Origin of the sequence: Rhizobium sp. R711 (assembly GCF_002211365.1) — a bacterium.
In the GTDB taxonomy this organism is placed as follows: domain Bacteria; phylum Pseudomonadota; class Alphaproteobacteria; order Rhizobiales; family Rhizobiaceae; genus Rhizobium.
This window is the reverse complement of record NZ_LOKZ01000006.1, coordinates 120,784-143,701: the sequence shown is the minus strand read 5'-3', so window position 1 is coordinate 143,701 and position 22,918 is coordinate 120,784. Positions and strand designations below refer to the sequence as shown.

Here is a 22,918-nt window from a genome sequence, read left to right as displayed (position 1 = left end):
CTGAATTGGTGTGGCGCAGGGCATGTTCGGCGGGCGGATGCGGATGGGGCAGCCGCACCCGCCCTGCCTCGGTCAGCTCACGGCGAACTTGATGAGCTTGATCGCCTCGAAGTTCTGCACCCCGCCGCCGACGCGCTTGGTCGTGTAGAAGAGAACGTAGGGCTTGGCGGAATAGGGATCGCGCAGCACGCGCACGCCGGTACGGTCGACGACGAGATAGCCGGCGCGGAAATCCCCGAAGGTGATCGACAGCGCATTGGCCGCGATATCGGGCATGTCCTCGGCCTCGACAACGGGGAAGCCGACGAGCGAAGCCGCCTCGCCCGCGGTTGCCGGCGGCTGCCAGAGATAGCGGCCATCGCCATCCTTGAGCTTGCGCACCTCGGCCTGGGTCTTGCGGTTCATGACGAAGTTGGCAATCTGGCGATGTCCCGCCTTCAGAGAATAGATCGTATCAACAAGCGTGTCGGAGGCACCCGTCGTCTTGAAGGCGCCGGCCGCACCCGTCGCGATATAGCTGAGATTGCCCCAGCTCCAGGCGCTGTCGGCGACCGCGGTATAGGCGAGGAAGCCCTTTGGCTTGTTGGTGCCGTCGCCGTTGACGAAGGCGGTGCCCTCCTGCTCGGCAAAGACGGTATCGACCTCGCTCGAGATCCAGGCCTCGATGTCGACAGCAGCGTCGTCAAGCAGCGCCTGCGTTGCCGCCGGCATGGCGTAGAGTTCCATGGTCGGGAAAGAAAGTTCGGCAAGCTGGGCACTTGAAGTCCGTGGGCGGGCCGCCGTTTCGGCTACCCAGCCCGCCGCCATGCCCGTGGTCGCGAAGGGCTTCTTAAGCACCGAGCCGGAGACCTGGCGCACGGTCGCAAGCGAGCGGATCGGCGAGACGACGGAGAGCCGACGGCCGATTTCGGTGTCTGTCTCCTGCGGAACGAGATAGCCGCCATCGGTCCCCGTCCCCGCCGACATAGCCTTCGCCTCGAGCTCGCGCAAACCGGCCTCGTCGCCGCGGCGGATATACTGCTCGAACGCCGCCTTGGGTTCGTTGGCCTCGATGCCGATCGCGCTGCCGCGGCCGAGCGGCGGTCTCGCCTTCTTCAGCGCCAGCTGGTCGAGCACCTTTTTCTGCTGGTCCATCGCCCTGCTAATGCGGTCCATCTTGTCGCGGGTGACGACGTCCGCCGTCAGCTTTTCCTCGATCTCGCCGAGGCGGCGGTCGTTGGTGTCCTTGAAGGCTTCGAAGGCCTCCATGAACTCGTCGAAAACAGCCGTCATCTCCGGCGCCGCCTTGATTTCCGGCGCTATCCTCGAACCTGTCTCATGCATGTCGCATCATGTCCCGTTTTCCTATCTGAAGGTTTCTGTCAGCATCATCCGGGCGGCCCGGCGCATGGCGCGGACGAGCTCGGTCTCCTTGTCGCGGAACCACCGCGCATTCTTGATGTTCTGCATGCGCGCCGAAGGCAGCATCGGGAAGGTGACGATCGAGATTTCCCAGAGGTCGGCTTCGAGGATACGGCGCACGCCCGACTTGGCGTCGGTCTTTGCCCGCACGGTGCGAAAGCCGATCGAAAGCCCGTCGAGCGCGCCGTTCTTCAGCAGCTGGTGCACCTCGCGCGCCCGGGCCACGCCCTCGGCAAGCATGCCCTCGACATAGAGGCCGCGGCTGTCCTCGCGGATTGTCTTCCAGGCGCCGATCGGCTCGGCCGGGTCGTGCTGGAAGAGCATGCGCACGCCGCCGGCGCCGCGCTCGGCCAGCGACTTGCGGAAGGCGCCACGCTCGATCGCATCCTTGCCGAGATCGACCTCGCCGAAGACGCTGGCATAGCCGTAGAAGCTGCCGTCGCGCCGCAGCCCCCTGAGCTCGAGATTGGCGAACTTGCGCGTATCCGCGCCCATGAGTGATCGCGCAAGCGGGCGGCTTGCGGTCATAATCCTCTCCTCGTTGTAAACTGTTATCCCGGCTTAGCGCCCACGCGCGCCGTATCGTCCGGCGATGCGCGACAGGATGCCGAGCCCCCACCAGGCGCAGAGGCGTGCCGCCGCCGATCCCGACAGCACGAGCTCCGAGGCCGAGAGGCGATCCGCCAGCGCCAACCTTTCGGCAATCCAGATGCCCGTCGGCCCGCCGAAAATCGTCCCGCAGTCAAGGCCGGTGAAGAAGCACCAGCAGCGGCTCGACATAGGCATTGCCTGACAGAAGCAGGTGCCCATAGGGCGTCTCGAAGAAATCAGGCGCCCATGCGTCCGCTCGGCTGGCCGAGCAGCGACAGCACGGCATGATCCGGCCGCTCGCGATCACCCTCGTACAGCAGCCACGGCACCGAGGTGGCGGCTTCCGCGACCAGCCGGACACTGCGGTGCGCGACCGGGTTCTTCATGAAGCCCTCGCACGACAACGCCGCATAGGAGCGGCCCGTCCAGCTCGCCCGCCCCTCTGCGGCGAGCGACATGAAGACGCCTGCAGCCTTCTTCTCGGGCACGGTCCTGCGACCCGCCGCGGAGCCCCACGGCAAGAGAGATCGGAGTTTCATGAGGTGGTTCCTATGGTTAGGGGGCGCCTGCAGGCGGGAACACAGCTGTTGCCCGGTACTTCAGGGTCCGGCGCGGCGGCCGGACCATATGAAAAAAGTGAAACGAAACGCGTCCGGGACGGTTGTTGGTAGATCACCATCCCAACAATGGAGGCTCCGATGAGCAAGGTGAACGAAAAAGAAATCCAGAAACGCATCGAGCGCCAGGTTGAAAACACTAGCGGCGGCGGCCACCTCGGCGGGACTTATTTCGGCCAGGAACCTGATGGTAAGACCGCATCGGCCACAAACAAGGACGCGCGAAAGACAAGATCGAACGACGGTTGACGAGTGACCGTCAGGTAAATAGCGGCTGCTTCACCGCCGCATCGCTCTCGTAATCCGCAGCCATGCGCATTTCGCGGATCGGGCGCACAAGGTCGATGGAGCGCTGGTAATCGGGATGCGCCTTGTAGGCGGCAAGGGCCGCCTCATCGTCGAATTCGCCATAGACGACGAGGTCGACATCGGTGCCGAGCTGGTCGGTCTTGAGGTTGGTGCCGATTTCCAGCAGCCGGGCGTGCGGGATCGCTGTCAGAATCGACAGGCCGGCGCGCACCTTGTCCAGTTGCTCCGCGGGCGCTGTGAAAAAGACGATGTGGCGGATCACGCGGAACTCCTGTCAGGGTATAAAGCGCGCCGCGATCCAAGGGATCGCTCAGCGCGTTTTGGCTTATTGTTTTCGCGCATGTCCTTTACCCGAAGCCGGTTCCCGTCCTCGGGCGACATGCTTTAGCCGAAGACCCGCGCGATAGCACGCAGGAGCCAGGCCTTCAACCGCGCAAGCGGGCCTACAGGCTGCTCGCGGCGGATGGCCGCAAGGAAGGTCTTGCCGTAGCCGGCAAGCTTTTCGGCCCGGTCGGTGCCGTTGACGATGCGGCGCGCATTGACCCAGTCATCTGTCGTCTCGTTCAGATGGTCGGCGAGCTTGTGAGTGGCAAAGGAGCCCTGCACCATGCCTTCGATCAGGATCGAAACGGCGGCGTCCATCTCCATCGCCCGGTCGGGCTCGGCCACAAGATCGATACCGGTCAACCGGCTCATGGCCTCATAATTGCGCTTGTGGGTGAGTTGCACGAGACCGCGACCGAGCCAGCACTTGCCATCCTCGTCCGGCCGCCAGTAGGGCGTCTTCACCCAGGAGAGCTTGCCTGATGCATAGGCATTCTCCAGGATCTCGATTGCCCTTGCATCCGTCGTCGCCAGCGTCTCGCGCACCGGCTGCATCGTATAGGCCGTCTCGTGAAAGGCGGTCGCCATGATGTAGGCGAGCCAGCGCGGATCTGCCTCCGCCATCCGCGCTTCCCAGAAGTCAAGAATCGCCGTCATGCCCTCCACCTGCGGCTGATTAAGCGCTCCCTTGAACAGCGCGTCGCGGACCGTGTCGAAGAAGAAGGGCCTGTCGATGTGGATAACCATGAATGTCAGCCTCAAAAGTGGTACGGCGCTCTGCGCCTCAATCGATTAAAATTAATTCAATCGTTTAAAGTGTTTAAGCGCCTGATTTACACGCAGTTTAAGCCGTGCCAGTGATTAACTCACCGTTAAATCAAGCACTCGGAGGAGAGCATGCAACAGCCGGCCAACAGCAATCAGCCGACCATTCCCCAGCATGTCGTCGACCAGCTCGAGAACGAATGGCGTCAGGTTCGCCCGGAGCAGCAGGCGCCGCGCCCGGCACAACAGCAACCTCAACGCTAGTCTTTCAGACACCCCTCACCCGGGGTTCTCCATTTCCCTCCAGCATCAGTGCCGTCAACGCCCAGACCAGCGCATCCAGCCTGTCGGGCGAGCAGCCGGAGAAAGCCCGTCCGGGCCGAAGTCGCACATCTGGTCTTCCAGCGCGACGAAGCGCCCGGCATGGGCAACCCGCCCCTGCTCGTAGAGTGCCGCGACCGGTTCGGCCCTCAAGTATTTAGCGCGCGTCGCGCGCACGGTCGAGACCGGCAGGCTCTCGTCGATGCTCTTCAGCATCGATGTCACCATGTCGCCGCCCTGGTTGATTTCCGCCACCACCCGGTCCGCCGAGAAGCGTCGGTAGGCGCGCACCACCGCGCTCGCCCATCCGGCCGAGCTTGCACCTTGGACCGAACAATCGGCAAGCACGACGGCGCACCCCGATGCCTCCAGCCCGGCCACGACGATGCCGCAGCAGGACTGAGCACCGGCCGCCGCCGGCGGATCGACGGCAACGACGATGCGCCTGATCTCACCGGTGAAGCGGATCGTGGCAGCCTCGATCATCTCGCGCCGCCAGAGTGCGTCGTCGTGATCCCCGATCAGTTCGCCGTCGAGCTCCTGACGCCCCAGCCGCGTACCGCCGTAGCGGTGCGCCAGCGCATCGATGAAGCCCGGCGCCAGATTGGCCGCGTTGGCAAGCGTGCTGATCCGCGTCAGCTGCGTGCCGGTGTCGGCGATCCAGCGGCACCGGCCACGGCGTCGTCGTCACAAGCTGGCGCGGAAAACTACCAGGGCGGCGCCCTGCTGCAGGCCCGCCTCCACTGCCGTCCGCACCGTTGTCCGTTCCGTTGCGATGGCCGCCATCTCCTTGCCATGCCGCGCCATTGCCTTCGTGACGCGGCGCCGAAGTGAGCGCGGCGCGTGCCCCTCAACCGGTGTTGACGTGCAGAGCGCCACCGGCAGCGGCATCACCTTGACCGGGAGGACCGGCAACCTGCCACTCGGCAAGGAGTTGCCGCGCCCGTTGTTCCGCCAGCTCGTCGATGCGCTCAAGAAACCGCTTATTCGCATCCTCAAGCCCCATGGCAGTATCGTTCTCTTCCGCGGCCTGCTCGCGATCACGGGCGATCTGCCGCTGTAGCTGATCGACCTTTTCCAGCGTACGCACGATCAGCGACATGGCATCGGTCGCAGCCTTCAGATCGGCCCGCGCGAGCTTCGCCGCCGCCTCGTCGCCGCCTGCGGACGCCGCTTCCGCCGCCCGCCGCAGCTCGCGAAAGGCGCTGAACTGGTCGCGCAACTCCGCCGTCATCTCATTGAGCAGAACCCGCAACTCCTCGGCGGGTGAGGCTGGACCGGACTTGGTCTCGAGGAAACAGGCCTTCGCCTCCGCCGCCGCCCTCGCCTCGGCGTCATCCGCTTCAAGATGCAGCGGATCGCCGCAAACACGCCTCTGCGGCCAGAAGCCGTAAAGCTCCGGTTCGAAACTCTCGATATCGATCATCGGGAACCCTCGGGCGGCCAGTTCTCCCTTGGCGACCAGAAACACAAAAGCCGGGTCGAACGCCCGGCTTCCAGATCCGGAAAGCTTGGGCAAACACTCCGCTTCGCCCGCAACTTTCCGACTATGCCATAACCCTATCAAACGACCGTCACGCCATCAAGGATTATTTTCCTATCAATGAAAATTTTCCGCACGCCTGCCGCTGCTTGAGTTTTTCTGATTGGCCCGCATCCATCAGCATGTGCTAATTCTACAACCATGAACCAGGAAGAGCTCATTTCCTTTGCGCTCAGCCTGCCGGAGGCGGTCGAGAGCGCGCACCACGGCACGCGCGATTTCCGCGTGCGCAGCAAGATATTCCTGACGATGCCGGAGCAGGACTATTGCGTCGTCCGCCTGACGCCCGACCAGCAGCACATGACGCTGGCGGTGGCGCCCGATGATACGGCGGCCGTGCCTGGCGGCTGGGGGCAGCGTGGCTCGACCCGGCTCTTCTATGGCAAGGCGAGCGAGGAGCTGGTGCAGGATCTGGTGCGCAAGGCCTGGCAGAACGCGGCGCCGAAAACGCTGCAAAGACAGTTCGTTATCATCCCATCCGGCTAATCTGATCTAGCGATACCCGCTGGCATCGGCGGGTTTGCCTGCGTCCATCACCTCGTCCATGTAGCGCCAGCAATCCGGCCGTGAGCCGTCCATGTCGTCAAAGCCGTAGACCTTGGCGAGCCCGCCGCTCGACAGCGACTGGCCGTTCCAGCGGGCGCGTTCGGGATCGGCGGCAAGGGCTGCCACCGCCCGGCCGGTGAAGCGCGGCGTCTCGGAGATGACGAAGTGCGGCTGCACTGATGTCGCGTCGCGCCAGTTCTCCTCGGTGACGCTGAAGATATCGAGCATCATTTCCGAGCGCATCCAGCCGGGCGTCAGCGCCACCGCTGTCGCGCCATGCGGGGCGAGATCCTTGGCGTGCGCCCAGGCCATGCGGATCACGCCTGTCTTGACGAGGTCGTAATAGGGGCAGAGGCGGTAGTGCGTGGCGTTGTATTCGGCCGTGCCGTCGGTCAGTTCGACCAGCAGGCCTCCGGGACGCTCGATCATCAACGCCAGCGCGAAATGCGCGGTGATCAGATGCGTGTCGATCGCCAGCCGCAGCATGTGCAGCCCCTTGTCCAGCGAGTGCTCCCAGACCGGCTTGTTCCATTCCGTCAGGTGCTCGCCGCCCCAGATATCGTTGACCAGGATATCGAGCCGGCCCTGTTCGCGGCGGATGCGGTCGACCAGCGCCTCGACCTCGGCCGGCACGGTATGATCAACGCGAACGGCGATCCCCTCGCCGCCTGCAGCGGTTACCATCTCGGCCGTCTCCTCGATCGTCTCCGGGCGTCCGTATTCCGACTGCCTTGCTCGCGTCGTGCGACCGGTGACGTAGACCGTTGCGCCGGCGGAGCCGAGTTCCACGGCAATCCCGCGACCGGCACCGCGCGTGCCGCCGGCCACAAGGGCGATCTTTCCGGAAAGCGCTGTCATGTGCTTGTCCTCCACACTAGAGCAAGCCAATGGATCTTCACCATTCAGCTTGAATATAAACGAACGTTCGTTCATATACATCGCGAACGCAAGAGGAAACTTCATGCCGCGCCCCCGCACGCTTTCGGACGAACAGCTTCTCGATATGGTGCTGGGCCTCGTCCATGCGGAAGGCCCTGACGCGGCGAGTTTCGGCGCGGTGGCGAAGATCAGCGGTCTTTCGGGCTCGACGCTGGTGCAGCGCTTCGGTACCAAGGCGGCGATGCGGCGGGCCTGCTTGTTGCGCGCCTGGGACCGGCTGGACATGGAAACGGCCCGGCTGATCCGATCCGTTCCTGAGACAGCCGAAGGCGCCGTCGACCTGCTCGCCGGACTTTCCAAGGACTACGGCGAAGATGCCGCCTCTTACGCGGAAGGCCTGCTGGTACTCCGGGAGGATCTGCGCGATCCCGCGTTGCGCGCACGCGGCGCGGCCTGGGGAAAGACACTGGCCGCAGCACTCGACCAATGCCTTGGCGCCCAAGGCAAAGCTCCGCTTGGACGGCTGATGCTCTCCCAGTGGCAGGGCTGCCTGCTCTGGTGGGGCTTCGAGCCGCAGGGCTCGATCGAAGACTATGTGCGTGGAGAGCTAGCCCAGTTTCTTGAGACTGTCGCCTAGCCCGGCACTACTTGGCCGTTTCTGGCTCCTGTGCCCGCGGTTCGTCACCCACCGTCAGCGGCCAATCCACCACGTAATCCTCGAAGTCGTCGACCTTGACCTCGGTTTCGCTGATTGTCCGGCCGCGTGCCGAAATGCCGGCCGCATGCACGGTCTCGGGATCGCCTGACACCAGCGGATGCCACCAGTAGAGATCGCGCCCCTCGTTGATCAGCCGGTAGCCGCAGGTCGGCGGCAGCCAGGCGATCTCGTCGACGTTTTCCTTGGTGAGCTGGACGCAATCGGGGACGAAATCCCAACGGTTCTCGTAGGAGGAACAGCGACAGCTGTGGTCGTCGAGCAGCTTGCAGCGGATCGAGGTGAAATAGATGTCGCCGCTATCCCACTCCTCGAGCTTGTTGAGACAACAGAGGCCGCAGCCGTCGCATACGCTCTCCCACTCGGTCGTCGTCATCTCGGCGAGCGTCTTCGTCTTCCAGAAGGGTATGTCTTCCATCATTCCGTTCTTGCAACAGCTCCGCGCAAAATCGCGTGAGAGCTTCCATTTCTCTTGTTCTTGTCAGGCAAATCAACCAATGATTCACCAAGCTCCGGTTACGCCGGGGCACTGTCGGCAGATTTGCCATAGTCCGGCGTCAGGTTCCTCCGACGTCGAAGTGACTGATCGGGCGGGAATATAAGACGTGACGGATCCGGACAATCCAGAAAAACGGCCGCGCAAGCAACGCCACCTGCTTTTGAAGATCGACTCGTGGATCGATTCGACCATCTGGAACGCCGGTTTTCGCTCCGCCGAGATCTGGGAAGACATCACCATCTTCTTCCGCCGCTTTCGTGTCCGCGGCTGGAAGCGCATCATCTTCGAACTGGCCGGCGAAGGCCTGACATGGGGTTCCGTCGGCGCCGTCCTGATGCTCACCCTCGCCCAGCCTGCCTTCGAGGCTACCAAGGAAGATTGGCGCAATCGCGGCGACTACGCCGTCACCTTCCTCGATCGCTATGGCAATGTCATCGGCCATCGCGGTGTCATCCACCAGAACTCCGTGCCGATCGACGAACTGCCCGACGCGCTGATCAAATCGGTGCTGGCGACCGAGGACCGCCGCTTCTTCGATCACTTCGGCATCGACGTCATCGGCCTCTTCCGCGCGCTCGTCACCAACGCCCAGGCTGGCGAAGTCGTGCAGGGCGGCTCGACGCTGACGCAGCAGCTCGCCAAGAACCTGTTCCTTTCCAACGAACGCTCGATCGACCGAAAGATCACCGAAGCCTTCCTGGCGCTGTGGCTCGAAGCCAATCTTTCCAAGAAGGAAATCCTCTCCACCTATCTCGACCGCGCCTACATGGGCGGCGGTACCTTTGGCGCTGCCGCCGCAGCACAGTTCTATTTCGGCAAGAGCATCACCGACGTCAATCTGGCCGAATCCGCGATGCTCGCCGGCCTGTTCAAGGCGCCGGCGAAATATGCGCCGCACGTCAACCTGCCGGCGGCGCGCGGTCGCGCCAACGAGGTGCTGACCAACCTCGTACAGAGCGGCCTGATGACCGAGGGCCAGGTCATCGCCGCCCGGCGCAATCCGGCGACGGTCGTCGACCGCAACCAGGTGGAATCGCCCGATTTCTTCCTCGACTGGGCGTTTGACGAGGTGATGCGCCTGTCGCCGCGCTTCCACCAGCATTCGCTGGTCGTTCGGACCACGATCGACATGGGCCTGCAGAGTGCCGCCGAAGATTCCGTCGAGACGTCGTTGCGCGAATATGGCGAGAGCTATCACGCCAAGCAGGGCGCGATGGTGGTGATCGAAAACGGGGGCGCGGTACGGGCCATGGTCGGCGGCCGGGATTATGGCGAAAGCCAGTTCAACCGCGCCACCAAGGCGCTGCGCCAGCCGGGCTCGTCCTTCAAGGTCTACACCTATTCCGTAGCGATGGAGAGTGGCATGACGCCCGATACCATCGTCGTCGACGCGCCGATCTACTGGGGTAACTGGAGCCCGCACAACTACGCCAACAAATATGCCGGCCGCATCACCATCGCGACCGCCATCGCCCAGTCGATCAACACCATCCCGGTGCGGCTTGCCAAGGAGAAGCTCGGTATCCAGCCGATCCGCGCCATGGCGAAAAACCTCGGCGTCGAGACGCCGATCCGCGACGACGTGACGATCCCGATCGGCACCTCCGAGGTGACCGTGCTCGACCAGGCGACCGCCTACGCCGTCTTCCCGGCAGGCGGCTACCAGTCGCGCCGTCACGGCATCACGCAGATCCTCGATTACGGCGGCGACGTCCTCTACGACTTCGACCACGACGAGCCACCCGCCAAACGGGTGCTCTCCGAGAAGGCAGATACCTACATGAACCAGATGCTGTCGCGCGTCCCCTATGTCGGAACGGCGCGGAAGGCAGCGCTCGACAACGGCATCCTGACCGCCGGCAAGACCGGCACGACGCAGGCTTACCGCGACGCCTGGTTCATCGGCTACACCGGCAACTACACGGCCGCTGTCTGGTTCGGCAACGACGACTACACCTCGACGAACAAGATGACCGGCGGCTCGCTGCCCGCCATGACCTTCAAGCGCGCCATGGACTATGCCCACCAGGGCATCACGCTCCGGCAGATTCCCGGCGCGCAGCCGCTGCCACCCGACAAGACGGCCAAGACCGTTGCCGCCACTAAGCCGGAGGAAGGCAGCCCGCCTCCCCTCGTTCGCCCTCGGATGCTCTCGGTCGAATCCACGCGCATTCTCAAGGAACTTGGGCAGGCATTGAAGTTGGCACCGCCGCTTGCCGCGCAAAAGGTGGCGAGCGCCGGGTAGGGCCACGCCGGGAGTACATGAGGATCAACGTGGCGAAAAGGGGTCCCTTTGCGCCAGAAGCGGTCGGCGAGCCGCGCTGGTTGCGGTCCCCTGCGCACGGAACGTTCCTCAAAGACAAGCTTCGGCCAACGGTTTTGGCCAATCAACGGCCAGCGAAACGCCGTCTCGCGGCGTCGGCTACGGGTGTATAGAGGGCGACGCGTGTCCCCTCGGGGTCGGCAAACTGCACTGTCCGATTGCCCCATGGCAAATCCTTGGGTGCGTGCACGACCGTGACCTGGTCCTTGAGCCGCGCGAATTCCGCATCGACGTCCGGCACCATGAACTCGAGAATGGCCGTCCGGTTGGCTCTTGGCTCCGCGCTACCCTCGCTGAACAAGGCCACGGTTTCCGCGCTGCCGATTGCGAGGCTAGCGCCGGGGGTGACGATCTCGGCGAAGACGGGCGCAAGCCAGTCCGCGCGGCAGCCCGTCACAAGCTCATAAAAGGCCACCATGCTGTTGATATCCGAGGCAATGAGGCGGGTGGATGCGAACTTCATGATTTTCTCCCTGATGCACGACCATCTCTTTCCTTGCTTTTGTGACACAGCCGTGCTGACAGCGTTGTGGCAGCAGGAGTAATCAGGCATGCGAAAAGCAGATCGGCTTTTTCAGATCATCCAGATTCTTCGACGGTCGAGCCGCCCGGTGACCTCGTCTGAGCTTGCGGATGAACTTGAGGTCGCGCGGCGAACCGTCTACCGCGATATCGCACACCTGATTGCCCAGCGTGTTCCAATCGAAGGCGAAGCGGGGTTCGGCTACGTCCTCGATCCACGATACGACATGCCACCGCTCATGCTGACGCCTGACGAGATCGAGGCCGTCGTGCTCGGCGTTCAGATGGTGGCAAGGTTGAACGACGCGGCCATCCGGAATGCCGCGAGCGATGCAATGGCCAAGATCACATCGGTCATGCCGCAGGACTTTCTTTCCTATATTACCCAACCCGCCGTCAGCATCAAACCGGATGATGTCAGCGGCGACGTGACACGCGACACGCGTCCGCTCAGGTTGGCGATCAGGGAAGGCCGCAAGCTTGCGCTTGACTATCGCGCGGCGGATGGCGCGGTTACCAGCCGCATCGTGTGGCCTGTGCTTCTCGGCTATGCCGACACGCACAGCCTCTTGATCGCGTGGTGCCAATCGAAACAAGCCTTCCGTCATTTCCGCACCGAACGTATCCTCAAAGTCGAGATTCTCGATGAATCTATAGGCATGTCCAGGAGCAAGCTGAGGCAGCAATGGCAACAGCGGCGCGATGCCGAAATGCGGAAACCCCGTGAGGTGCAATGACCGCTTCGGGCCGCCAAAAGGGGACGTGTCGCCGTCGTAAGACTTCTGAAGCTTCGCACTGCAGCCGATTGCACCGTGAACATGGCGAGTGGTGCCGTGGCGTGATAGGTGTTGGACTTGGATCAAGCCCAGCATTCACCTGAACTCCTAGCAGAGGACAAATGCCATGGGAGACCAGAAGCGCCCGCTCCAACCAGGGGAATACGCACCCGCCTTCGCACTTCCGTCGGCAAATCAAAAAGGAACGGTTTCACTCGCGAGCCTTCACGGTCACCCTTTTCTGATCGCCTTCTTCCGCGGGTTGCACTGCCCGTTCTGCCGGCGTCAGGTGGGGCAACTCGGTAGTCTACAGCCTGCCCTGCGCGCCGCGGGGGTGGAAACAGTTGCCGTGATCAACACGCCGGTGGAGCGCGCCCGCATATATTTCGAGCACCGGCCGACGCCGGCCGTGCTCCTGTGTGACCAGGATTGCTCCACGCACCGGGCCTTCGGCGTGCCGCACGGCGACTTCCTGCCCGAGGACAGCCGCGAGAAACCAGTATGGCCCTATCGGGCAAGCATGGAGCAATTCGAGGCCGCTCGCATTAACCCGACGGGCGAATTGCCGGAAGCGTTACACCCGATGGCGGCCAATGCCTTACTCAACGCCCAAGACGGCTTCGAGCTTACTGAAGTTGATCATGCCATCTTCGCAAGGCACCCGACACAGCTTGTCGGGCACTTCCTCATCGACGGCGATGGCATCGTTCGCTGGGTGCAAATTGAAGCGCACGACGGGCCTGACAGCCTCTGCATCTTTCCAAACGCGGCGGAAATGCTCGCCGCTGCCAGCAGCCTCCGACGCTGAAGGCGTCGCCATTCATCAAGCGTGCACCACCTCATCGGGGGGGGGGGAAAGATTTTGATCGCTGATAGTCAGGATTAAAAGCGCAAACAACCGCAACGGGCTGTCAGTTAGAGTTCAATCGGATCAGACGCTCGTCCGCTTTTGCCGAAAACGGCCGGAATGCCCGCGAGCGCTTTCCCTTGACCCACGGCGAATGAATTCAGACATCCGGAAGACGCTTTTCGCAGAAGCTGCGGAGATTTGGCTGTCCGTTCCGACCGGGATACGCCACCGACAATCGCCTGCACCATTCCGCCCAGCTAGAATCAGTGGTAACCCTTCAACTGATTTGTTTCTCAAGGTCGTCGTGTTTCTCAAGGGCGCATAGTGTTTCGGTTTCCTCTCTTCATAGCGATGACTTTGATTATCGCCTTTGGCGGCGGGATCATGATTTCGCTCTACGCGCTGGACGCAACGGCCGGCTTCGGCGCGATCAAGCTCGGCGCATGGGAGGCGTTCCCCGAACTGCAGACGGAAAGCGCCGACCCTTACGCTAAATCGCACAGGGCGCGCGCCGGGCGCCTGCTTTACGGAAACGCCGAAGGCCTGATGTTCACCGCCAAGGTCGACGATGCCGGCACGCGGCTGAATGCCGGCTGCAGCTATCGCATCACGGGGCAGACGCCGCCTGCCCGGATCTGGACGCTGTTTACCGCTGATAATAGCGGCAACCCGGCCTCGCTGCGGACGGGACTTCCCGGCGCGATGAACTCCTGGACGGTGCTGCGGCAGCCCGACAGCAGCTTCTCAATCGACATTTCCGCGCAGGCGCGGCCGGGCAATTGGCTCGCGCTGCCGGCGGCCGGGACGTTCCAGCTCGTCCTGACGCTTTTCGACACCCCGACAGCCGGTAGCTCCGGCGTTATCGACCTTGCTATGCCGAAGCTCCAGAAAACCGGATGCGGCAATGCTTAGGATCCTCTTCGCCATCCTCGCGGGACTTTTCGGGGCAGCACTGCTGCATCTCGTGATCATCCTCTCGCTGCCGCACTTTACAGGCAGGGATGCCGCGACCCGTGTCGCGTCCGAGGGCGATCTCGACAAGTTCTACCTGCTTGGGGCCGCCGATGACGCGGCAGGACTTTCCAACGACGATCCCTTTGTCCGCACCGCTGTCTGCGCGTTCGACATCGAGGAAAATCCGGTCCGGCTGACTGCGAAAGGCAATGTGCCGTTCTGGTCGACAGCACTCTACGATGAGGCCTCGAACGAGGTCTTCAGCATGAATGACAGGACGTCGGTCGGCGGTGCGCTCGATATTCTGATCGGAACGCCGATCCAGTTGACCGAGCTTCGCAAGGCTTTGCCACCGGATCTGCAGAAAACCATTCTCGTGGAAAGCACGCGTTCGGAAGGCTATGCGGTGCTGAGGACATTGGCGCCCCAGGCGAGCTTCGATGCGGCCGCACGGAACTTTCTCGCGGAGGCCGGCTGCGACGAATATGCCGGCTCCTCGAATTGAAGCAATCGATCTATTTTTTGGCCCGCGAAACGCGATGCCCGGAGGAACGCTTCGAACTCTCCGTCAGGCGCTCGTAACGCACGCCGGTGAAAAGCAGGATCTGTGCCTCGACTAGGTTCTTGCCCTTGCGGCGTCGCGTCTGAGACAGACGGTCCGCCAATGCGACGACTATTGCCATTCTCGTCTCCATGCACGGCCCGAGACGGATGAACTGTGCAATCTCACCCTGCCCGCCTATGCGAGCCAGCGCGTCCTGTAGAGCCTGATACGGGGGGCTCCGAGGCATTCGCGCCTTTCTCACGGCACCTGTTCGAAATACCGTGATGTGAAACCGGACGACCGAAGCGCTCGGCCGCCGTTCATATCCGAATTGAGACATATGACCGTTAACAGATCGTTAATTTCATGCGTGAACATTAGCTACTTCAACGACGTTCTATAAACGCGCCGGACCGTCTTTTGGTTTCAAACGTCTCACAAGAAGATTCGGTCCACAACGGCGCAATGATATTAGCATTAATTCATATACTTAACGGAGGTTGTGCCGTCGGACCCTCCCGATCACGATTTCCTGTCACAAAAATATCAATTGCGGTCTCTGGCAATACCGGTAAAGTTGTATAGCCGGAGAAAATTCACGGCCGCTCGGCTGGGCGCTGTTCCGTTCACCGCGGACAAGGAGGGGTAAAAATGTCTTTGCTTATCGGTTCGACATTCTCCCCCGAGGACCTCGATGTGCTTCGCCATGCGCTCGATGCCTGGTGCACGGAAAAGCGGATCGACATCAAGAGCCCGGAGGCGCAACTGGCAGCCTCCGCTGCGCTCGACCTCTACCAATCCGGAAACAACAGTGCCGAAAGGCTTCTGGCAGCGCTGCGCGAACACAAGGGGCTTTAGTCTCGGACACAATTTCCGCAACCGCCGGGCGGTGGGTCCTTTCGGCACAAATTCGTGAAGGTCTTTAGTAAGCATTAACCCTGCCCATGTAGGATTTGTTCATAACCTATGTGGGGTAAGGGGCGTCCCTCCGCGTCCAGTCCTGCGACATCCCGTTTTTGCGTTTCCAGGGTGTGTTCTTGTGCGTGACCGGTTCCGAGACCTAGAGGCCCCATCCGCCAGCCGGAAGAAGGACGTGGTTCTCATGGCGACCGTCAGCAGCTTCGAGGGATTGCAACCGCCGACCCGCTCTGAACTGCGCCAATTCGCCGAACTCTTCACGCCGTTGTTTCAGGCATCTTCCGATGAGGCGCGACGGCAGGCCGTCGCTGCCCTTTCCCAATGCCCGCAGATTCCGGCGGCCGTGGCACTGTTCGTCGGCTCCCAGCCGATCGACATCGCCGCCCCCTTCCTCACCTCGTCACCGGCGATCGACGACGAAACCCTGATCACGATCGCGCGCACCCAGGGCAGTGCGCATATGAAGGCGATCGTCAGCCGGAATGCTGTCTCGCCGCGCGTTATCGACGCTCTCGTCGGACTGCGCCAGACTGACCAGCGACTGGCGGCACCGGCCGAGATCGAGGCTCCCCTCGTCGTACTGCCCGAAGTGCCCGCCGCGACATCCCTCGAGGAAGCGGAAGCTGCCGCTCGCCGCGTTAACGAAGAAGAAATGCGCGACAAGATCCGTGAACTGGCACGGCATGTCAGCCGTCCGGAAGGCGATCGCCTTGGCCTGCGCAACCTGTCGCCGATCCAGGCTGCCCTCCTCGTGCGCTTCGCCCGCAACCGCGAGGCCGCGCTCTTTGCGAAAGCCCTTGCCGACGGACTTTCCGCAAGCCGCTGGCTTGCCGAACGCATCATGCTCGATATCTCCGGACAGCAGCTCGCGACCACGCTCATCAGTCTCGGCATGGATTTCCTCGACGCCGTCTTCGTGCTCGAAAAGCTTTATCCTCACCTCGCGGAACCGCAGCACGGCGTAACGCGCGCATGGATGGTGCTGGACGGGCTTGATCCGGAAGAGTGCAACGCTCGTGTCGAGGCTTGGCGTCGCGCCGACAATTATACCTATCTGCCCGAGGAAACGGGACCGGCCCACTCCGCCCGCGAGGTGCCGCCGGCCCGGGGCAGGCGTTTCATCCGCTCGCGCTGATCCTGCCTATAACGGGTTCTGCCGCTGATCAACCAGCGGAACGATATCACCGAGATCATCAGCCTCGAGCTCGACGACCCAGAGATCAGGATCGAATTTGCGTTCACGCTCGAGGAGTTCCCTGACCCTCTCAGGCTCCTCCCGCGTCAGCCGCTGCTCGAACAGTCGCTCGCCGCTCGTCTCCCCGTCGAACAGGCTTTGCGGCGCGGGGCCATAGAGCGTCTCCAGACCATCGCGGAAATGCTGGCGGATAAACACGGCGCCGGCCTCGTCGGCGCCTTTCGCTTCGACAGCGGCAAAGTCGCCCCTGGCAAAAACGCGACGCAGAAGGGCGGAGACGAAGATGTCGGTGCGCAATCTCATGGGCGAGCTATAGCAGACAAACGGATGGCGGCAATGCAGGGCACGCCCTTCAGAGCGCGCCGATTTCCTTGAGCTTCTTCAGGACCGCCTCGCTGGGCTCGCCATTCTCCGGAAGGTTGTAGTGCTTCTGGAAGTGGCGGATCGCGGTGCGTGTCTGTTCGCCGGGCACGCCGTCGACGCCGACGTTGGCGTAGGCCATGTTGCTGAGGCCCTTCTGGATCTTCAGGACGAGATCGACGGTCGACAACTCCGCGGACGGCGTGGCTTTTTTTGCCGGTGTCGGCGCGGTCTTTACGGTCTTTTCGGCGCTGCGGATGGCGGCTGCGACCGGGTCCTCGGCGGATGCCTTCGAGGTGACGTCGGCCGGCGGCTTTTCCAGCGGAACCGCCGAGGGGCCGACCGAGTCGGCTCGGAGCGCTGCCAGCACATCGGGCGTCGGTTCGCCCGTCTGCGGCATGCCCACGGTTTCTTCGAAGAACAAGATCGCCGCGCTGGTGCGCGGACCGATGACCCCATCCGGTGTGCCGTTGTAGAGGCCGCGCCGTACCAGCTCGGTCTGGATGTCCATGACGATCTGGCTCCGTTGCTGACCACCAGGAGCGGCCGGCGGCGTCGCATTGGTCTGCGTGGCGTCGGCCTCGTCCTGCCGCTGGATCTTGAAGGTCGTGACGTTCCCGCTTTGCTCCTCAATGGCCGGGCGGCCACCAAGCGCATTCGGGAAAAGCGCGTCGCGCGTGCGCAGGAAGGGGTGCGGATGGGCGCCCGGCTGATACCAGAGCGCGTTGGCGGCGACGAAGCTGAAGATGACCAAGAAGGCTGCCGTGCCGCCCGCGACCGACGGGTTACGGCCGATCACGCCGCCGAGCGCGCTTGCGCCCTGCAGCCCGATACCGCCGACGACGGTTGCCCCGGTGAGAAGGAGGCTCGGCCGTTTCTGCCGACCTCTCCGTCCCTTAGGCGATTTTCGCTTGCTCGCGGCCATCGAAAAGCCCCTCTTCCAAAACGCCTGCTCGCGCCGGCGCAGCCTTCAGTCGCGGCGGGAACTCGACAAGATCGTTGCGGGCAGTACCCACAGCCGGAATGCCAGAGCCATCCGCTGCAATGGAAATCGTAATGATCGTACCGGCACCGGGGGTGCTGGCGATTGCGAAGTCGCCGCCATGCAGCGCCACCAAGCCCTTCACCAGCGACAGACCGAGCCCCGTCCCTTCGAAGCGGCGGCTATAATCATTCTGGATCTGGACAAAAGGTTGACCGAGCATTTCCAGCTTGTCGCTTGGTATGCCGATGCCGGTGTCGCTGACGCAGAGGTTCAAGACGCCGTCGCGCATCGACGCATCGATCGAGATCGCACCGCCCGCATCCGTGAACTTCACGGCATTGCCGACCAGGTTGATCAGGATCTGCTGGATCGCGCGCTGGTCGGCTACGACCTCGTCGAGACCGCGCTGGACCCGGCTCGTCAGCGAGACACCCTTGGTCTTCGCCTGCAATGCCAGCATTGCCTCGCAGGAACGAACGACGGATGCAATGTCGAAGGGTTCGAGGCAGAGCTCGTAGCGCCCGGCTTCGATCTTGCTCATGTCGAGCATGGTGTTGACGACCGAGAGCAAGTGCGCGCCGGAATCCCTGACGAGGCCGACATACTCCCGCTGGCGCTCATTCTCGAACTTGCCGAAATATTCGCCGATCAGGATATCCGAGAAGCCGAGGATCGCATTGAGCGGCGTGCGCAGCTCATGGCTGACGGCGGCGAGGAACCGCGACTTTGCATCGTTGGCCGAGCGGGCGTCATCGGCACGGTTCTGCGCCTCCTGCCGCAACTGCTGCTCCAAGGAGACATCGCGTAGCTGGGCAATCACGCTGAAGAGAGCACCGTCGCTGTCTTGCCGAGCCGTCAGGTCCATCCGCAGGTAGGCAAACTGCCTGTTGTCGCGTGAGACCGAAGGCCGTTCCAGCCGCAGGTCGACTGCGGCAGTCGCCTCACCCTGGCGAAGCTGATCGAGTGCCTGCAGAAAAAGGATACGATCGGAGACGTGTATCTGATCGACAAAGCCCTTACCGATCGGATCGCGCATCCAGGCGAGAAACTCGCGCTTGTCACGGCCACCGACCGAGGTGACGTTGCCCTGAGGATCGAGGAAGAAGGCGAGACCGGCGGTGGCCTCCATGAAGAAGTCTTCTGCAATTGGCGGGGCGGCCGCAGCCGTTGCCGTGCTCTGGCGCGACAGGGCAATGCTGCCCACTGCGGAGAACAGGAAGGCCGCGCATACGGTGGCGACACCCACAGGCAGCGCGATGGCGGGGCTGGTGACCAAGGAGAGCCCGATGGGGGCTGCAACGAGAGCCGCCGACGACAGTAGCGCCAGCCGGCGCAGGATCATCAGTTCGCGCTGACGCACGGCCGCACCACCTCCGGTCCGGGAGAGCCAGCTTCCAACTGCCCGGTCCACGAGGGCTGCCGCCCGCTCTGCGATCTTACTCATTACACGCACGCAATACCCGCCCGAAAAAGGCCCTTTACCAAGGCCGACAATAGGCCTTGGGCGCTTAAAGAAAGGATAAGGGAAAAGCCGCCTCCACACCTCAATAGAGCGAAATGTCCCGTTTTTGGGCATCTGGAAGCGGCTTTGGTTTTTACGGTTAACGGGCGGTAAGCGACGGAATTCGCTCACATTTCAGCCTATCGTTAACCTTTGTGGCAGCTTCGCCGCAAGGTTTGCCTGCAATTACAGGGAGAGACCCGTTACATGCTTAACGACGGTCACTACAATTTGACTGAAATGTGGTGCAAATCCCGTTCATTAAAATTCGAGCTAAATTTGCCGCAAATGCCGACGAGTTTCGAAAACCGGTATTCGCAACTCTGCTCTAAGGTCAAAGCACACCGGAAGATCGGACCGATTCGGCGCAAGACCGAACGGGAAAACAGGATGGGCAACGACTATGTGGTTTCTGATCAAAGGATCATTCTGGTTCGGGCTTGTGCTCGTGCTCTTGTCGTTCTTCAGCGGCGAAAGCCCGACCGGTTCGCAACCGAAATTGCAATTTTCCGACGCCTTTGTCGCGGCGACAGGCGCCTATGACTATGTGACCGGCATGTGCGGCGAGAAGCCGGAGGTCTGCGTCAAGGGCGCCGAGACCATGTCCGCGCTCGGCCATCGGGCCCGTGAAGGCGCCCGAGTCGCCTACGAACTTCTCGACAGCCGCTTCGGCGACGACAAGGCTGCCAAGCCGGCCGTTGCCGCGAACACGTCGGTCGCACCCGTCGCAGCACTTGCGCCCTCCCATGCCGAGGCCCAGACAGTGGCGCAGGAACGGACCGCAGCGCTGAACCAGCCAATGCCCTATCGCCCGCCGGTTGACGATGGCGATGAAAGCGTTTCCGACACCGTGACGACCGGTGCCATTCCGCTGCCGACGCCGCGTCCGGCCACCTGAGAATTCCGCGGGATTTCCCGCAACCAAGCTTGCACCGGCGATCCGCCAAGCCGCGGAAAGTCCCATGCCTGACGTGCCTGCCCTGTTTATTTTCAGCGTTTGCTGCGCCGCGAGGATGCCCATCCTTCGCGGCGTTTCTTTTTAATGGTTCAAATCTCGCCGCGTTTCACCTATATGAAATCTTGATAACGAAAGGCCACAATACATGACGTCCCTTGAGCAGATCCTCGATGACTTTTCCTTCCTCGACGACTGGGAAGATCGCTATCGCTATGTGATCGAGCTCGGAAAGGCACTTCCAGACCTTCCCGACGACAAGAAGACGTCTGCCAACAAGGTCATGGGCTGCGCCAGCCAGGTCTGGCTCGTTACACATACCGAGGGCGACCCGGACAATCCTGTCATGACCTTCGAAGGCGACTCCGATGCGCATATCGTGCGCGGACTCGTGGCCATCGTGCTCGCGACCTACTCGGGCAAGGCGGCCTCCGAGATCGCAGCACTTGACGCCTTCGACGTGTTCTCGAAGATCGGGCTCGTCGAGCACCTTTCCTCGCAGCGCGCCAACGGTTTGCGCTCGATGGTTAATCGCATCCGCGAGGAAGCGCGCGTGCGCGCGGTGGCCTAGGCATCCCGGCACCAATCACGAATACAATTACGGCCGATAGCCCTCCGCACCCCAATGCTCCATTCGCGGCCGGCGTGCGGGCGTGGGTGGATTGTAGTGCCGTGACAGCGCCATCAACGCCGTCCGCAACATCAGCTTGGCGGAACGCACTGGCCACTGGCGCTCACGTTCGACGGCCTCCAGCCGCTTCATGAAGCAGCAGACATCAAGCGCCACGCCGGCGAGCGCCGGTCCCATTGCTTCCAGCGCGCGATTGACCCCGACCCGCGCGGCGATCGCGCTGTCGGTTAGGTCCGCTCTGCCGCCGCGGGCTCCATTCATACGGCTTGCGTGACGCGGTTCCCAGGAGGCGGTGATCCGCGGCTTTAACTGACTGCGCGTGAAATCGGCAAGCAGCCGTTCGCCAGCAGCAAGCGCCTCCACCGGGAGAAACGGCCCGCCACTCTTCTCCTTCAATCGCGCAAGGCTTGAGAGCGGCGATTCCTCCCGGTTAATCCCACGAGCTGCAGGCAGCGGTCCACCTCGGCCGCAAAATGGCCGATTGCGCCATGCTGTTCGATGAAGGCCTCCTCCCTCAGGGAGGCGGCACGCCTGAGATAGGAGCGCGCAGCGGGGCACAGGCAAATCCGCCCGCTTCCGCGGCTAGCCAGCCCGGCGGATACAGCCTCGACCAGCAAAGTTTCAGAAACGATGTGAAGCGAGCCATCGCCGAGGTGCAGTGACAGGGCCGGGCCCTCGCATGCCTGCTCCCGCGCCTCGCCGCGCGCCAGGAACCTCAAAAGTTTCACCATGGCCTTGTTCGCGTCATTCATTCCCGAATACCCCGTTCGATCGAAACACAGAATTGACCGTCCGTTCGACGGCCGCGACGAATTCGTCGAACGCCGGATCGTCACGGCGATCCTCGACGACATGGCAAGCATGTCCGACCGTCGTGCCGTCACGGCCGAAGGCTCCACCGATCTCATAAAGCGGGATCTGGAGAGCGACATGGCAGACATACATGGCGATCTGTCTGATATGGCAGAACGTGCGCCGCCGATCCCGACGCATCTGGATGCGATGGCTGGCAAGCATAACCATCTCGGTCGTGATCTGCGCGCAGATCCGGCACACAGCGCGGACAGACATCGTTGCGGGAGGTGAGGCAAAACCAGAGGCCGCGCCTTGCGCCGTTGCTACTTGGGGAAAGGATGGCGCAGAGGCGCCTGGCAAAGCAAAATTTGCATCGGCATACGAACACTCCTAAAATAGGAATTAATTCATACATCCTACACAGGAAAGAAGAATCCGCGACAGCGCAACTTTTTGTTGTTTTGATTCGTCAACTTCTTTAACGGGCGGAAATAAATAGGATTATTTTCCGCATGCATTCACCCCAAAAACACAAAAGCCGGGCTTCCGCCCGGCTCTACAGGATCAAATCCTTGGCAAAATCACACGCGTCCGCGCTTGCGACGCTGACCGAGCCCCATTTCCTTTGCGAGGCGCGAACGCGCTTCAGCATAGGCCGGCGCTACCATCGGGTAGTCGACAGGGAGCTCCCACTTCTCGCGGTATTCTTCCGGCGAAAGGCTGTGATGGGTCATTAGATGGCGCTTCAGCGACTTGAAGTTGCCACCGCATTCCAGGCAGGTAATCTGCTCATCCTGGACGGATTTGCGCACCGATACAGCCGGCTTCTGCTTCTCGACGACCGCTGTTGCAGTCTGCGGCGTCGACGTGTTGCTGAGTGCCGAATGCACGTCCGAGATCAAGTTAGCGAGATCGCCAACTGGCACAACATGGTTGCTGACATAGGCGGCGACAATATCTGCGGTAAGCTCCACCAGCAATTCCGGCCCGCTACCGGCTGCAGTATCCGTCATATTACGTTTCTCCTGTTTCAATGCTCCAAAGGTCTCGACCCCTTAAGACAAGACCGTCATCGTAGAGCAACAGCAAAAAACCCAGG

The 22,918-nt window shown here is 62.3% G+C and carries 30 protein-coding genes and 2 pseudogenes; 13 read left to right on the top strand and 19 right to left on the bottom strand.

What is annotated here, in order from left to right; translation table 11 throughout:
• Positions 1-72: 72 nt before the first annotated feature.
• The 4 genes and pseudogenes from ATY80_RS10465 to ATY80_RS10450 all read right to left on the bottom strand — a co-directional run.
• Positions 73-1,323: a phage major capsid protein gene (locus ATY80_RS10465; RefSeq protein WP_088692360.1), complete on the bottom strand. Its 1,251-nt coding sequence runs from the start codon at positions 1,321-1,323 to the stop codon at positions 73-75.
• 21 nt (positions 1,324-1,344) lie between these two features.
• A complete protein-coding gene (locus ATY80_RS10460) occupies positions 1,345-1,929 on the bottom strand; it encodes an HK97 family phage prohead protease (RefSeq protein WP_189637124.1) in 585 nt (194 codons plus the stop codon).
• Positions 1,930-1,962: 33 nt separating this feature from the next.
• Positions 1,963-2,181, bottom strand: coding sequence for a DUF6107 family protein (locus tag ATY80_RS10455; RefSeq protein WP_245306797.1), 219 nt, complete (start codon positions 2,179-2,181; stop codon positions 1,963-1,965).
• Positions 2,162-2,531, bottom strand: a pseudogene (locus ATY80_RS10450) (phage portal protein); the annotation flags it as partial. The pseudogene ATY80_RS10450 and the gene ATY80_RS10455, both read right to left, overlap by 20 nt.
• 159 nt (positions 2,532-2,690) lie before the next feature.
• On the opposite strand from ATY80_RS10450, the gene ATY80_RS28895 reads away from it, so the two are divergent.
• Positions 2,691-2,858, top strand: coding sequence for a hypothetical protein (locus ATY80_RS28895; protein WP_088692359.1), 168 nt, complete (start codon positions 2,691-2,693; stop codon positions 2,856-2,858).
• Positions 2,859-2,868: 10 nt separating this feature from the next.
• On the opposite strand, the gene ATY80_RS10440 is transcribed toward ATY80_RS28895, so the two are convergent.
• Together ATY80_RS10440 and ATY80_RS10435 are read right to left on the bottom strand one after the other, a co-directional pair.
• The gene (locus ATY80_RS10440; protein WP_088692358.1) at positions 2,869-3,180 is read right to left on the bottom strand and encodes a Dabb family protein; all 312 of its coding nucleotides are present in this window, start codon (positions 3,178-3,180) and stop codon (positions 2,869-2,871) included.
• Positions 3,181-3,302: 122 nt separating this feature from the next.
• Complete coding sequence (locus ATY80_RS10435) at positions 3,303-3,989, bottom strand: glycoside hydrolase family 19 protein (RefSeq protein ID WP_088692357.1); 687 nt, start codon at positions 3,987-3,989, stop codon at positions 3,303-3,305.
• Between the two features lie 150 nt (positions 3,990-4,139).
• Here ATY80_RS10435 and ATY80_RS29990 point away from each other — a divergent pair, with 150 nt between their 5' ends.
• Positions 4,140-4,271: a hypothetical protein gene (locus ATY80_RS29990; protein ID WP_259126774.1), complete on the top strand. Its 132-nt coding sequence runs from the start codon at positions 4,140-4,142 to the stop codon at positions 4,269-4,271.
• A 4-nt stretch (positions 4,272-4,275) separates the two neighbouring features.
• Here the strand turns inward: ATY80_RS29990 and ATY80_RS10430 are convergent.
• Together ATY80_RS10430 and ATY80_RS10425 are read right to left on the bottom strand one after the other, a co-directional pair.
• A pseudogene (locus ATY80_RS10430) lies at positions 4,276-5,031 on the bottom strand (DNA-packaging protein); the annotation flags it as partial.
• Positions 5,032-5,178: 147 nt separating this feature from the next.
• Complete coding sequence (locus ATY80_RS10425) at positions 5,179-5,847, bottom strand: hypothetical protein (protein WP_245306796.1); 669 nt, start codon at positions 5,845-5,847, stop codon at positions 5,179-5,181.
• A gap of 165 nt (positions 5,848-6,012) precedes the next feature.
• Between ATY80_RS10425 and ATY80_RS10420 the strand changes: the two genes are divergently transcribed.
• Positions 6,013-6,357: an MmcQ/YjbR family DNA-binding protein gene (locus ATY80_RS10420; RefSeq protein WP_088692355.1), complete on the top strand. Its 345-nt coding sequence runs from the start codon at positions 6,013-6,015 to the stop codon at positions 6,355-6,357.
• Between the two features lie 6 nt (positions 6,358-6,363).
• Here the strand turns inward: ATY80_RS10420 and ATY80_RS10415 are convergent, their stop codons facing one another.
• Positions 6,364-7,275 (bottom strand): SDR family oxidoreductase, encoded by a 912-nt coding sequence (locus ATY80_RS10415; RefSeq protein ID WP_088692382.1) that lies wholly within the window; start codon positions 7,273-7,275, stop codon positions 6,364-6,366.
• 103 nt (positions 7,276-7,378) lie between these two features.
• Between ATY80_RS10415 and ATY80_RS10410 the strand changes: the two genes are divergently transcribed.
• On the top strand, positions 7,379-7,933 hold the full coding sequence (locus tag ATY80_RS10410) for a TetR/AcrR family transcriptional regulator (RefSeq protein WP_088692354.1): 555 nt from the start codon (positions 7,379-7,381) through the stop codon (positions 7,931-7,933).
• A gap of 7 nt (positions 7,934-7,940) precedes the next feature.
• Here the strand turns inward: ATY80_RS10410 and ATY80_RS10405 are convergent, their stop codons facing one another.
• Positions 7,941-8,429 carry a YcgN family cysteine cluster protein gene (locus ATY80_RS10405; protein WP_141105548.1) on the bottom strand — a complete coding sequence of 163 codons (489 nt, stop codon included), beginning with the start codon at positions 8,427-8,429 and terminating at the stop codon, positions 7,941-7,943.
• 187 nt (positions 8,430-8,616) lie between these two features.
• On the opposite strand from ATY80_RS10405, the gene ATY80_RS10400 reads away from it, so the two are divergent.
• Positions 8,617-10,755, top strand: a complete 2,139-nt coding sequence (locus ATY80_RS10400) for a transglycosylase domain-containing protein (protein WP_088692352.1) — start codon at positions 8,617-8,619, stop codon at positions 10,753-10,755.
• A gap of 142 nt (positions 10,756-10,897) precedes the next feature.
• Here the strand turns inward: ATY80_RS10400 and ATY80_RS10395 are convergent, their stop codons facing one another.
• Positions 10,898-11,296 (bottom strand): VOC family protein, encoded by a 399-nt coding sequence (locus ATY80_RS10395; protein ID WP_088692351.1) that lies wholly within the window; start codon positions 11,294-11,296, stop codon positions 10,898-10,900.
• An 88-nt stretch (positions 11,297-11,384) separates the two neighbouring features.
• Between ATY80_RS10395 and ATY80_RS10390 the strand changes: the two genes are divergently transcribed.
• The 4 genes from ATY80_RS10390 to ATY80_RS10370 all read left to right on the top strand — a co-directional run bounded on the left by ATY80_RS10390 (position 11,385) and on the right by ATY80_RS10370 (position 14,440).
• Entirely contained in the window at positions 11,385-12,092 is a 708-nt protein-coding gene (locus ATY80_RS10390) for a YafY family protein (RefSeq protein ID WP_088692350.1), read from the top strand.
• 166 nt (positions 12,093-12,258) lie between these two features.
• Complete coding sequence (locus ATY80_RS10385) at positions 12,259-12,939, top strand: peroxiredoxin-like family protein (RefSeq protein ID WP_088692349.1); 681 nt, start codon at positions 12,259-12,261, stop codon at positions 12,937-12,939.
• Positions 12,940-13,305: 366 nt separating this feature from the next.
• Entirely contained in the window at positions 13,306-13,893 is a 588-nt protein-coding gene (locus tag ATY80_RS10375) for a DUF1214 domain-containing protein (protein ID WP_088692347.1), read from the top strand.
• The gene (locus tag ATY80_RS10370) at positions 13,886-14,440 is read left to right on the top strand and encodes a DUF1254 domain-containing protein (RefSeq protein ID WP_088692346.1); all 555 of its coding nucleotides are present in this window, start codon (positions 13,886-13,888) and stop codon (positions 14,438-14,440) included. The genes ATY80_RS10375 and ATY80_RS10370 overlap by 8 nt, the downstream gene beginning before the upstream one ends.
• 10 nt (positions 14,441-14,450) lie before the next feature.
• Here the strand turns inward: ATY80_RS10370 and ATY80_RS28890 are convergent, their stop codons facing one another.
• Positions 14,451-14,618: a hypothetical protein gene (locus tag ATY80_RS28890; RefSeq protein WP_189637123.1), complete on the bottom strand. Its 168-nt coding sequence runs from the start codon at positions 14,616-14,618 to the stop codon at positions 14,451-14,453.
• A gap of 512 nt (positions 14,619-15,130) precedes the next feature.
• Here ATY80_RS28890 and ATY80_RS10360 point away from each other — a divergent pair.
• Together ATY80_RS10360 and ATY80_RS10355 are read left to right on the top strand one after the other, a co-directional pair.
• The gene (locus ATY80_RS10360; protein ID WP_088692344.1) at positions 15,131-15,337 is read left to right on the top strand and encodes a hypothetical protein; all 207 of its coding nucleotides are present in this window, start codon (positions 15,131-15,133) and stop codon (positions 15,335-15,337) included.
• A 181-nt stretch (positions 15,338-15,518) separates the two neighbouring features.
• Entirely contained in the window at positions 15,519-16,532 is a 1,014-nt protein-coding gene (locus ATY80_RS10355) for a DUF2336 domain-containing protein (RefSeq protein WP_088692343.1), read from the top strand.
• 6 nt (positions 16,533-16,538) lie between these two features.
• On the opposite strand, the gene ATY80_RS10350 is transcribed toward ATY80_RS10355, so the two are convergent.
• Genes ATY80_RS10350 through ATY80_RS10340 form a run of 3 tightly spaced genes read right to left on the bottom strand, consistent with a single transcriptional unit; the run spans position 16,539 to position 19,381 of the window.
• Positions 16,539-16,895, bottom strand: a complete 357-nt coding sequence (locus tag ATY80_RS10350; protein WP_088692342.1) for a DUF1491 family protein — start codon at positions 16,893-16,895, stop codon at positions 16,539-16,541.
• Between the two features lie 49 nt (positions 16,896-16,944).
• Positions 16,945-17,877, bottom strand: a complete 933-nt coding sequence (locus tag ATY80_RS10345; RefSeq protein ID WP_088692341.1) for a peptidoglycan-binding domain-containing protein — start codon at positions 17,875-17,877, stop codon at positions 16,945-16,947.
• A complete protein-coding gene (locus tag ATY80_RS10340) occupies positions 17,849-19,381 on the bottom strand; it encodes a HAMP domain-containing sensor histidine kinase (RefSeq protein WP_088692340.1) in 1,533 nt (510 codons plus the stop codon). Before ATY80_RS10340 ends, ATY80_RS10345 begins: the two co-directional genes overlap by 29 nt.
• Positions 19,382-19,841: 460 nt before the next feature.
• On the opposite strand from ATY80_RS10340, the gene ATY80_RS10335 reads away from it, so the two are divergent.
• Positions 19,842-20,336 carry a DUF5330 domain-containing protein gene (locus ATY80_RS10335; RefSeq protein ID WP_088692339.1) on the top strand — a complete coding sequence of 165 codons (495 nt, stop codon included), beginning with the start codon at positions 19,842-19,844 and terminating at the stop codon, positions 20,334-20,336.
• Between the two features lie 205 nt (positions 20,337-20,541).
• A complete protein-coding gene (locus ATY80_RS10330; RefSeq protein WP_088692338.1) occupies positions 20,542-20,964 on the top strand; it encodes a SufE family protein in 423 nt (140 codons plus the stop codon).
• A gap of 27 nt (positions 20,965-20,991) precedes the next feature.
• On the opposite strand, the gene ATY80_RS30130 is transcribed toward ATY80_RS10330, so the two are convergent.
• The 4 genes from ATY80_RS30130 to ATY80_RS10315 all read right to left on the bottom strand — a co-directional run bounded on the left by ATY80_RS30130 (position 20,992) and on the right by ATY80_RS10315 (position 22,832).
• Positions 20,992-21,420, bottom strand: a complete 429-nt coding sequence (locus ATY80_RS30130; RefSeq protein WP_348626629.1) for a DUF6456 domain-containing protein — start codon at positions 21,418-21,420, stop codon at positions 20,992-20,994.
• Complete coding sequence (locus ATY80_RS30125) at positions 21,417-21,776, bottom strand: hypothetical protein (RefSeq protein ID WP_348626628.1); 360 nt, start codon at positions 21,774-21,776, stop codon at positions 21,417-21,419. Before ATY80_RS30125 ends, ATY80_RS30130 begins: the two co-directional genes overlap by 4 nt.
• Positions 21,769-22,179, bottom strand: coding sequence for a helix-turn-helix domain-containing protein (locus tag ATY80_RS10320; RefSeq protein WP_088692337.1), 411 nt, complete (start codon positions 22,177-22,179; stop codon positions 21,769-21,771). The genes ATY80_RS30125 and ATY80_RS10320 overlap by 8 nt, the downstream gene beginning before the upstream one ends.
• Positions 22,180-22,400: 221 nt before the next feature.
• A complete protein-coding gene (locus tag ATY80_RS10315) occupies positions 22,401-22,832 on the bottom strand; it encodes a MucR family transcriptional regulator (RefSeq protein ID WP_007801148.1) in 432 nt (143 codons plus the stop codon).
• Positions 22,833-22,918: the final 86 nt, after the last annotated feature.

Excerpts from the sequence above, each read along its gene's own strand:
- ATY80_RS10465 (WP_088692360.1), bottom strand. The coding sequence starts at position 1,323 with ATGCATGAGACAGGTTCGAGGATAGCGCCGGAAATCAAGGCGGCGCCG.
- ATY80_RS10460 (WP_189637124.1), bottom strand. The coding sequence starts at position 1,929 with ATGACCGCAAGCCGCCCGCTTGCGCGATCACTCATGGGCGCGGATACG.
- ATY80_RS10455 (WP_245306797.1), bottom strand. The coding sequence starts at position 2,181 with ATGTCGAGCCGCTGCTGGTGCTTCTTCACCGGCCTTGACTGCGGGACG.
- ATY80_RS28895 (WP_088692359.1), top strand. The coding sequence starts at position 2,691 with ATGAGCAAGGTGAACGAAAAAGAAATCCAGAAACGCATCGAGCGCCAG.
- ATY80_RS10435 (WP_088692357.1), bottom strand. The coding sequence starts at position 3,989 with ATGGTTATCCACATCGACAGGCCCTTCTTCTTCGACACGGTCCGCGAC.
- ATY80_RS29990 (WP_259126774.1), top strand. The coding sequence starts at position 4,140 with ATGCAACAGCCGGCCAACAGCAATCAGCCGACCATTCCCCAGCATGTC.
- ATY80_RS10420 (WP_088692355.1), top strand. The coding sequence starts at position 6,013 with ATGAACCAGGAAGAGCTCATTTCCTTTGCGCTCAGCCTGCCGGAGGCG.
- ATY80_RS10415 (WP_088692382.1), bottom strand. The coding sequence starts at position 7,275 with ATGACAGCGCTTTCCGGAAAGATCGCCCTTGTGGCCGGCGGCACGCGC.
- ATY80_RS10410 (WP_088692354.1), top strand. The coding sequence starts at position 7,379 with ATGCCGCGCCCCCGCACGCTTTCGGACGAACAGCTTCTCGATATGGTG.
- ATY80_RS10405 (WP_141105548.1), bottom strand. The coding sequence starts at position 8,429 with ATGGAAGACATACCCTTCTGGAAGACGAAGACGCTCGCCGAGATGACG.
- ATY80_RS10395 (WP_088692351.1), bottom strand. The coding sequence starts at position 11,296 with ATGAAGTTCGCATCCACCCGCCTCATTGCCTCGGATATCAACAGCATG.
- ATY80_RS10390 (WP_088692350.1), top strand. The coding sequence starts at position 11,385 with ATGCGAAAAGCAGATCGGCTTTTTCAGATCATCCAGATTCTTCGACGG.
- ATY80_RS10385 (WP_088692349.1), top strand. The coding sequence starts at position 12,259 with ATGGGAGACCAGAAGCGCCCGCTCCAACCAGGGGAATACGCACCCGCC.
- ATY80_RS10370 (WP_088692346.1), top strand. The coding sequence starts at position 13,886 with ATGCTTAGGATCCTCTTCGCCATCCTCGCGGGACTTTTCGGGGCAGCA.
- ATY80_RS28890 (WP_189637123.1), bottom strand. The coding sequence starts at position 14,618 with ATGGCAATAGTCGTCGCATTGGCGGACCGTCTGTCTCAGACGCGACGC.
- ATY80_RS10360 (WP_088692344.1), top strand. The coding sequence starts at position 15,131 with ATGTCTTTGCTTATCGGTTCGACATTCTCCCCCGAGGACCTCGATGTG.
- ATY80_RS10350 (WP_088692342.1), bottom strand. The coding sequence starts at position 16,895 with ATGAGATTGCGCACCGACATCTTCGTCTCCGCCCTTCTGCGTCGCGTT.
- ATY80_RS10345 (WP_088692341.1), bottom strand. The coding sequence starts at position 17,877 with ATGGCCGCGAGCAAGCGAAAATCGCCTAAGGGACGGAGAGGTCGGCAG.
- ATY80_RS10340 (WP_088692340.1), bottom strand. The coding sequence starts at position 19,381 with ATGAGTAAGATCGCAGAGCGGGCGGCAGCCCTCGTGGACCGGGCAGTT.
- ATY80_RS10335 (WP_088692339.1), top strand. The coding sequence starts at position 19,842 with ATGTGGTTTCTGATCAAAGGATCATTCTGGTTCGGGCTTGTGCTCGTG.
- ATY80_RS10330 (WP_088692338.1), top strand. The coding sequence starts at position 20,542 with ATGACGTCCCTTGAGCAGATCCTCGATGACTTTTCCTTCCTCGACGAC.
- ATY80_RS30125 (WP_348626628.1), bottom strand. The coding sequence starts at position 21,776 with ATGAATGACGCGAACAAGGCCATGGTGAAACTTTTGAGGTTCCTGGCG.
- ATY80_RS10315 (WP_007801148.1), bottom strand. The coding sequence starts at position 22,832 with ATGACGGATACTGCAGCCGGTAGCGGGCCGGAATTGCTGGTGGAGCTT.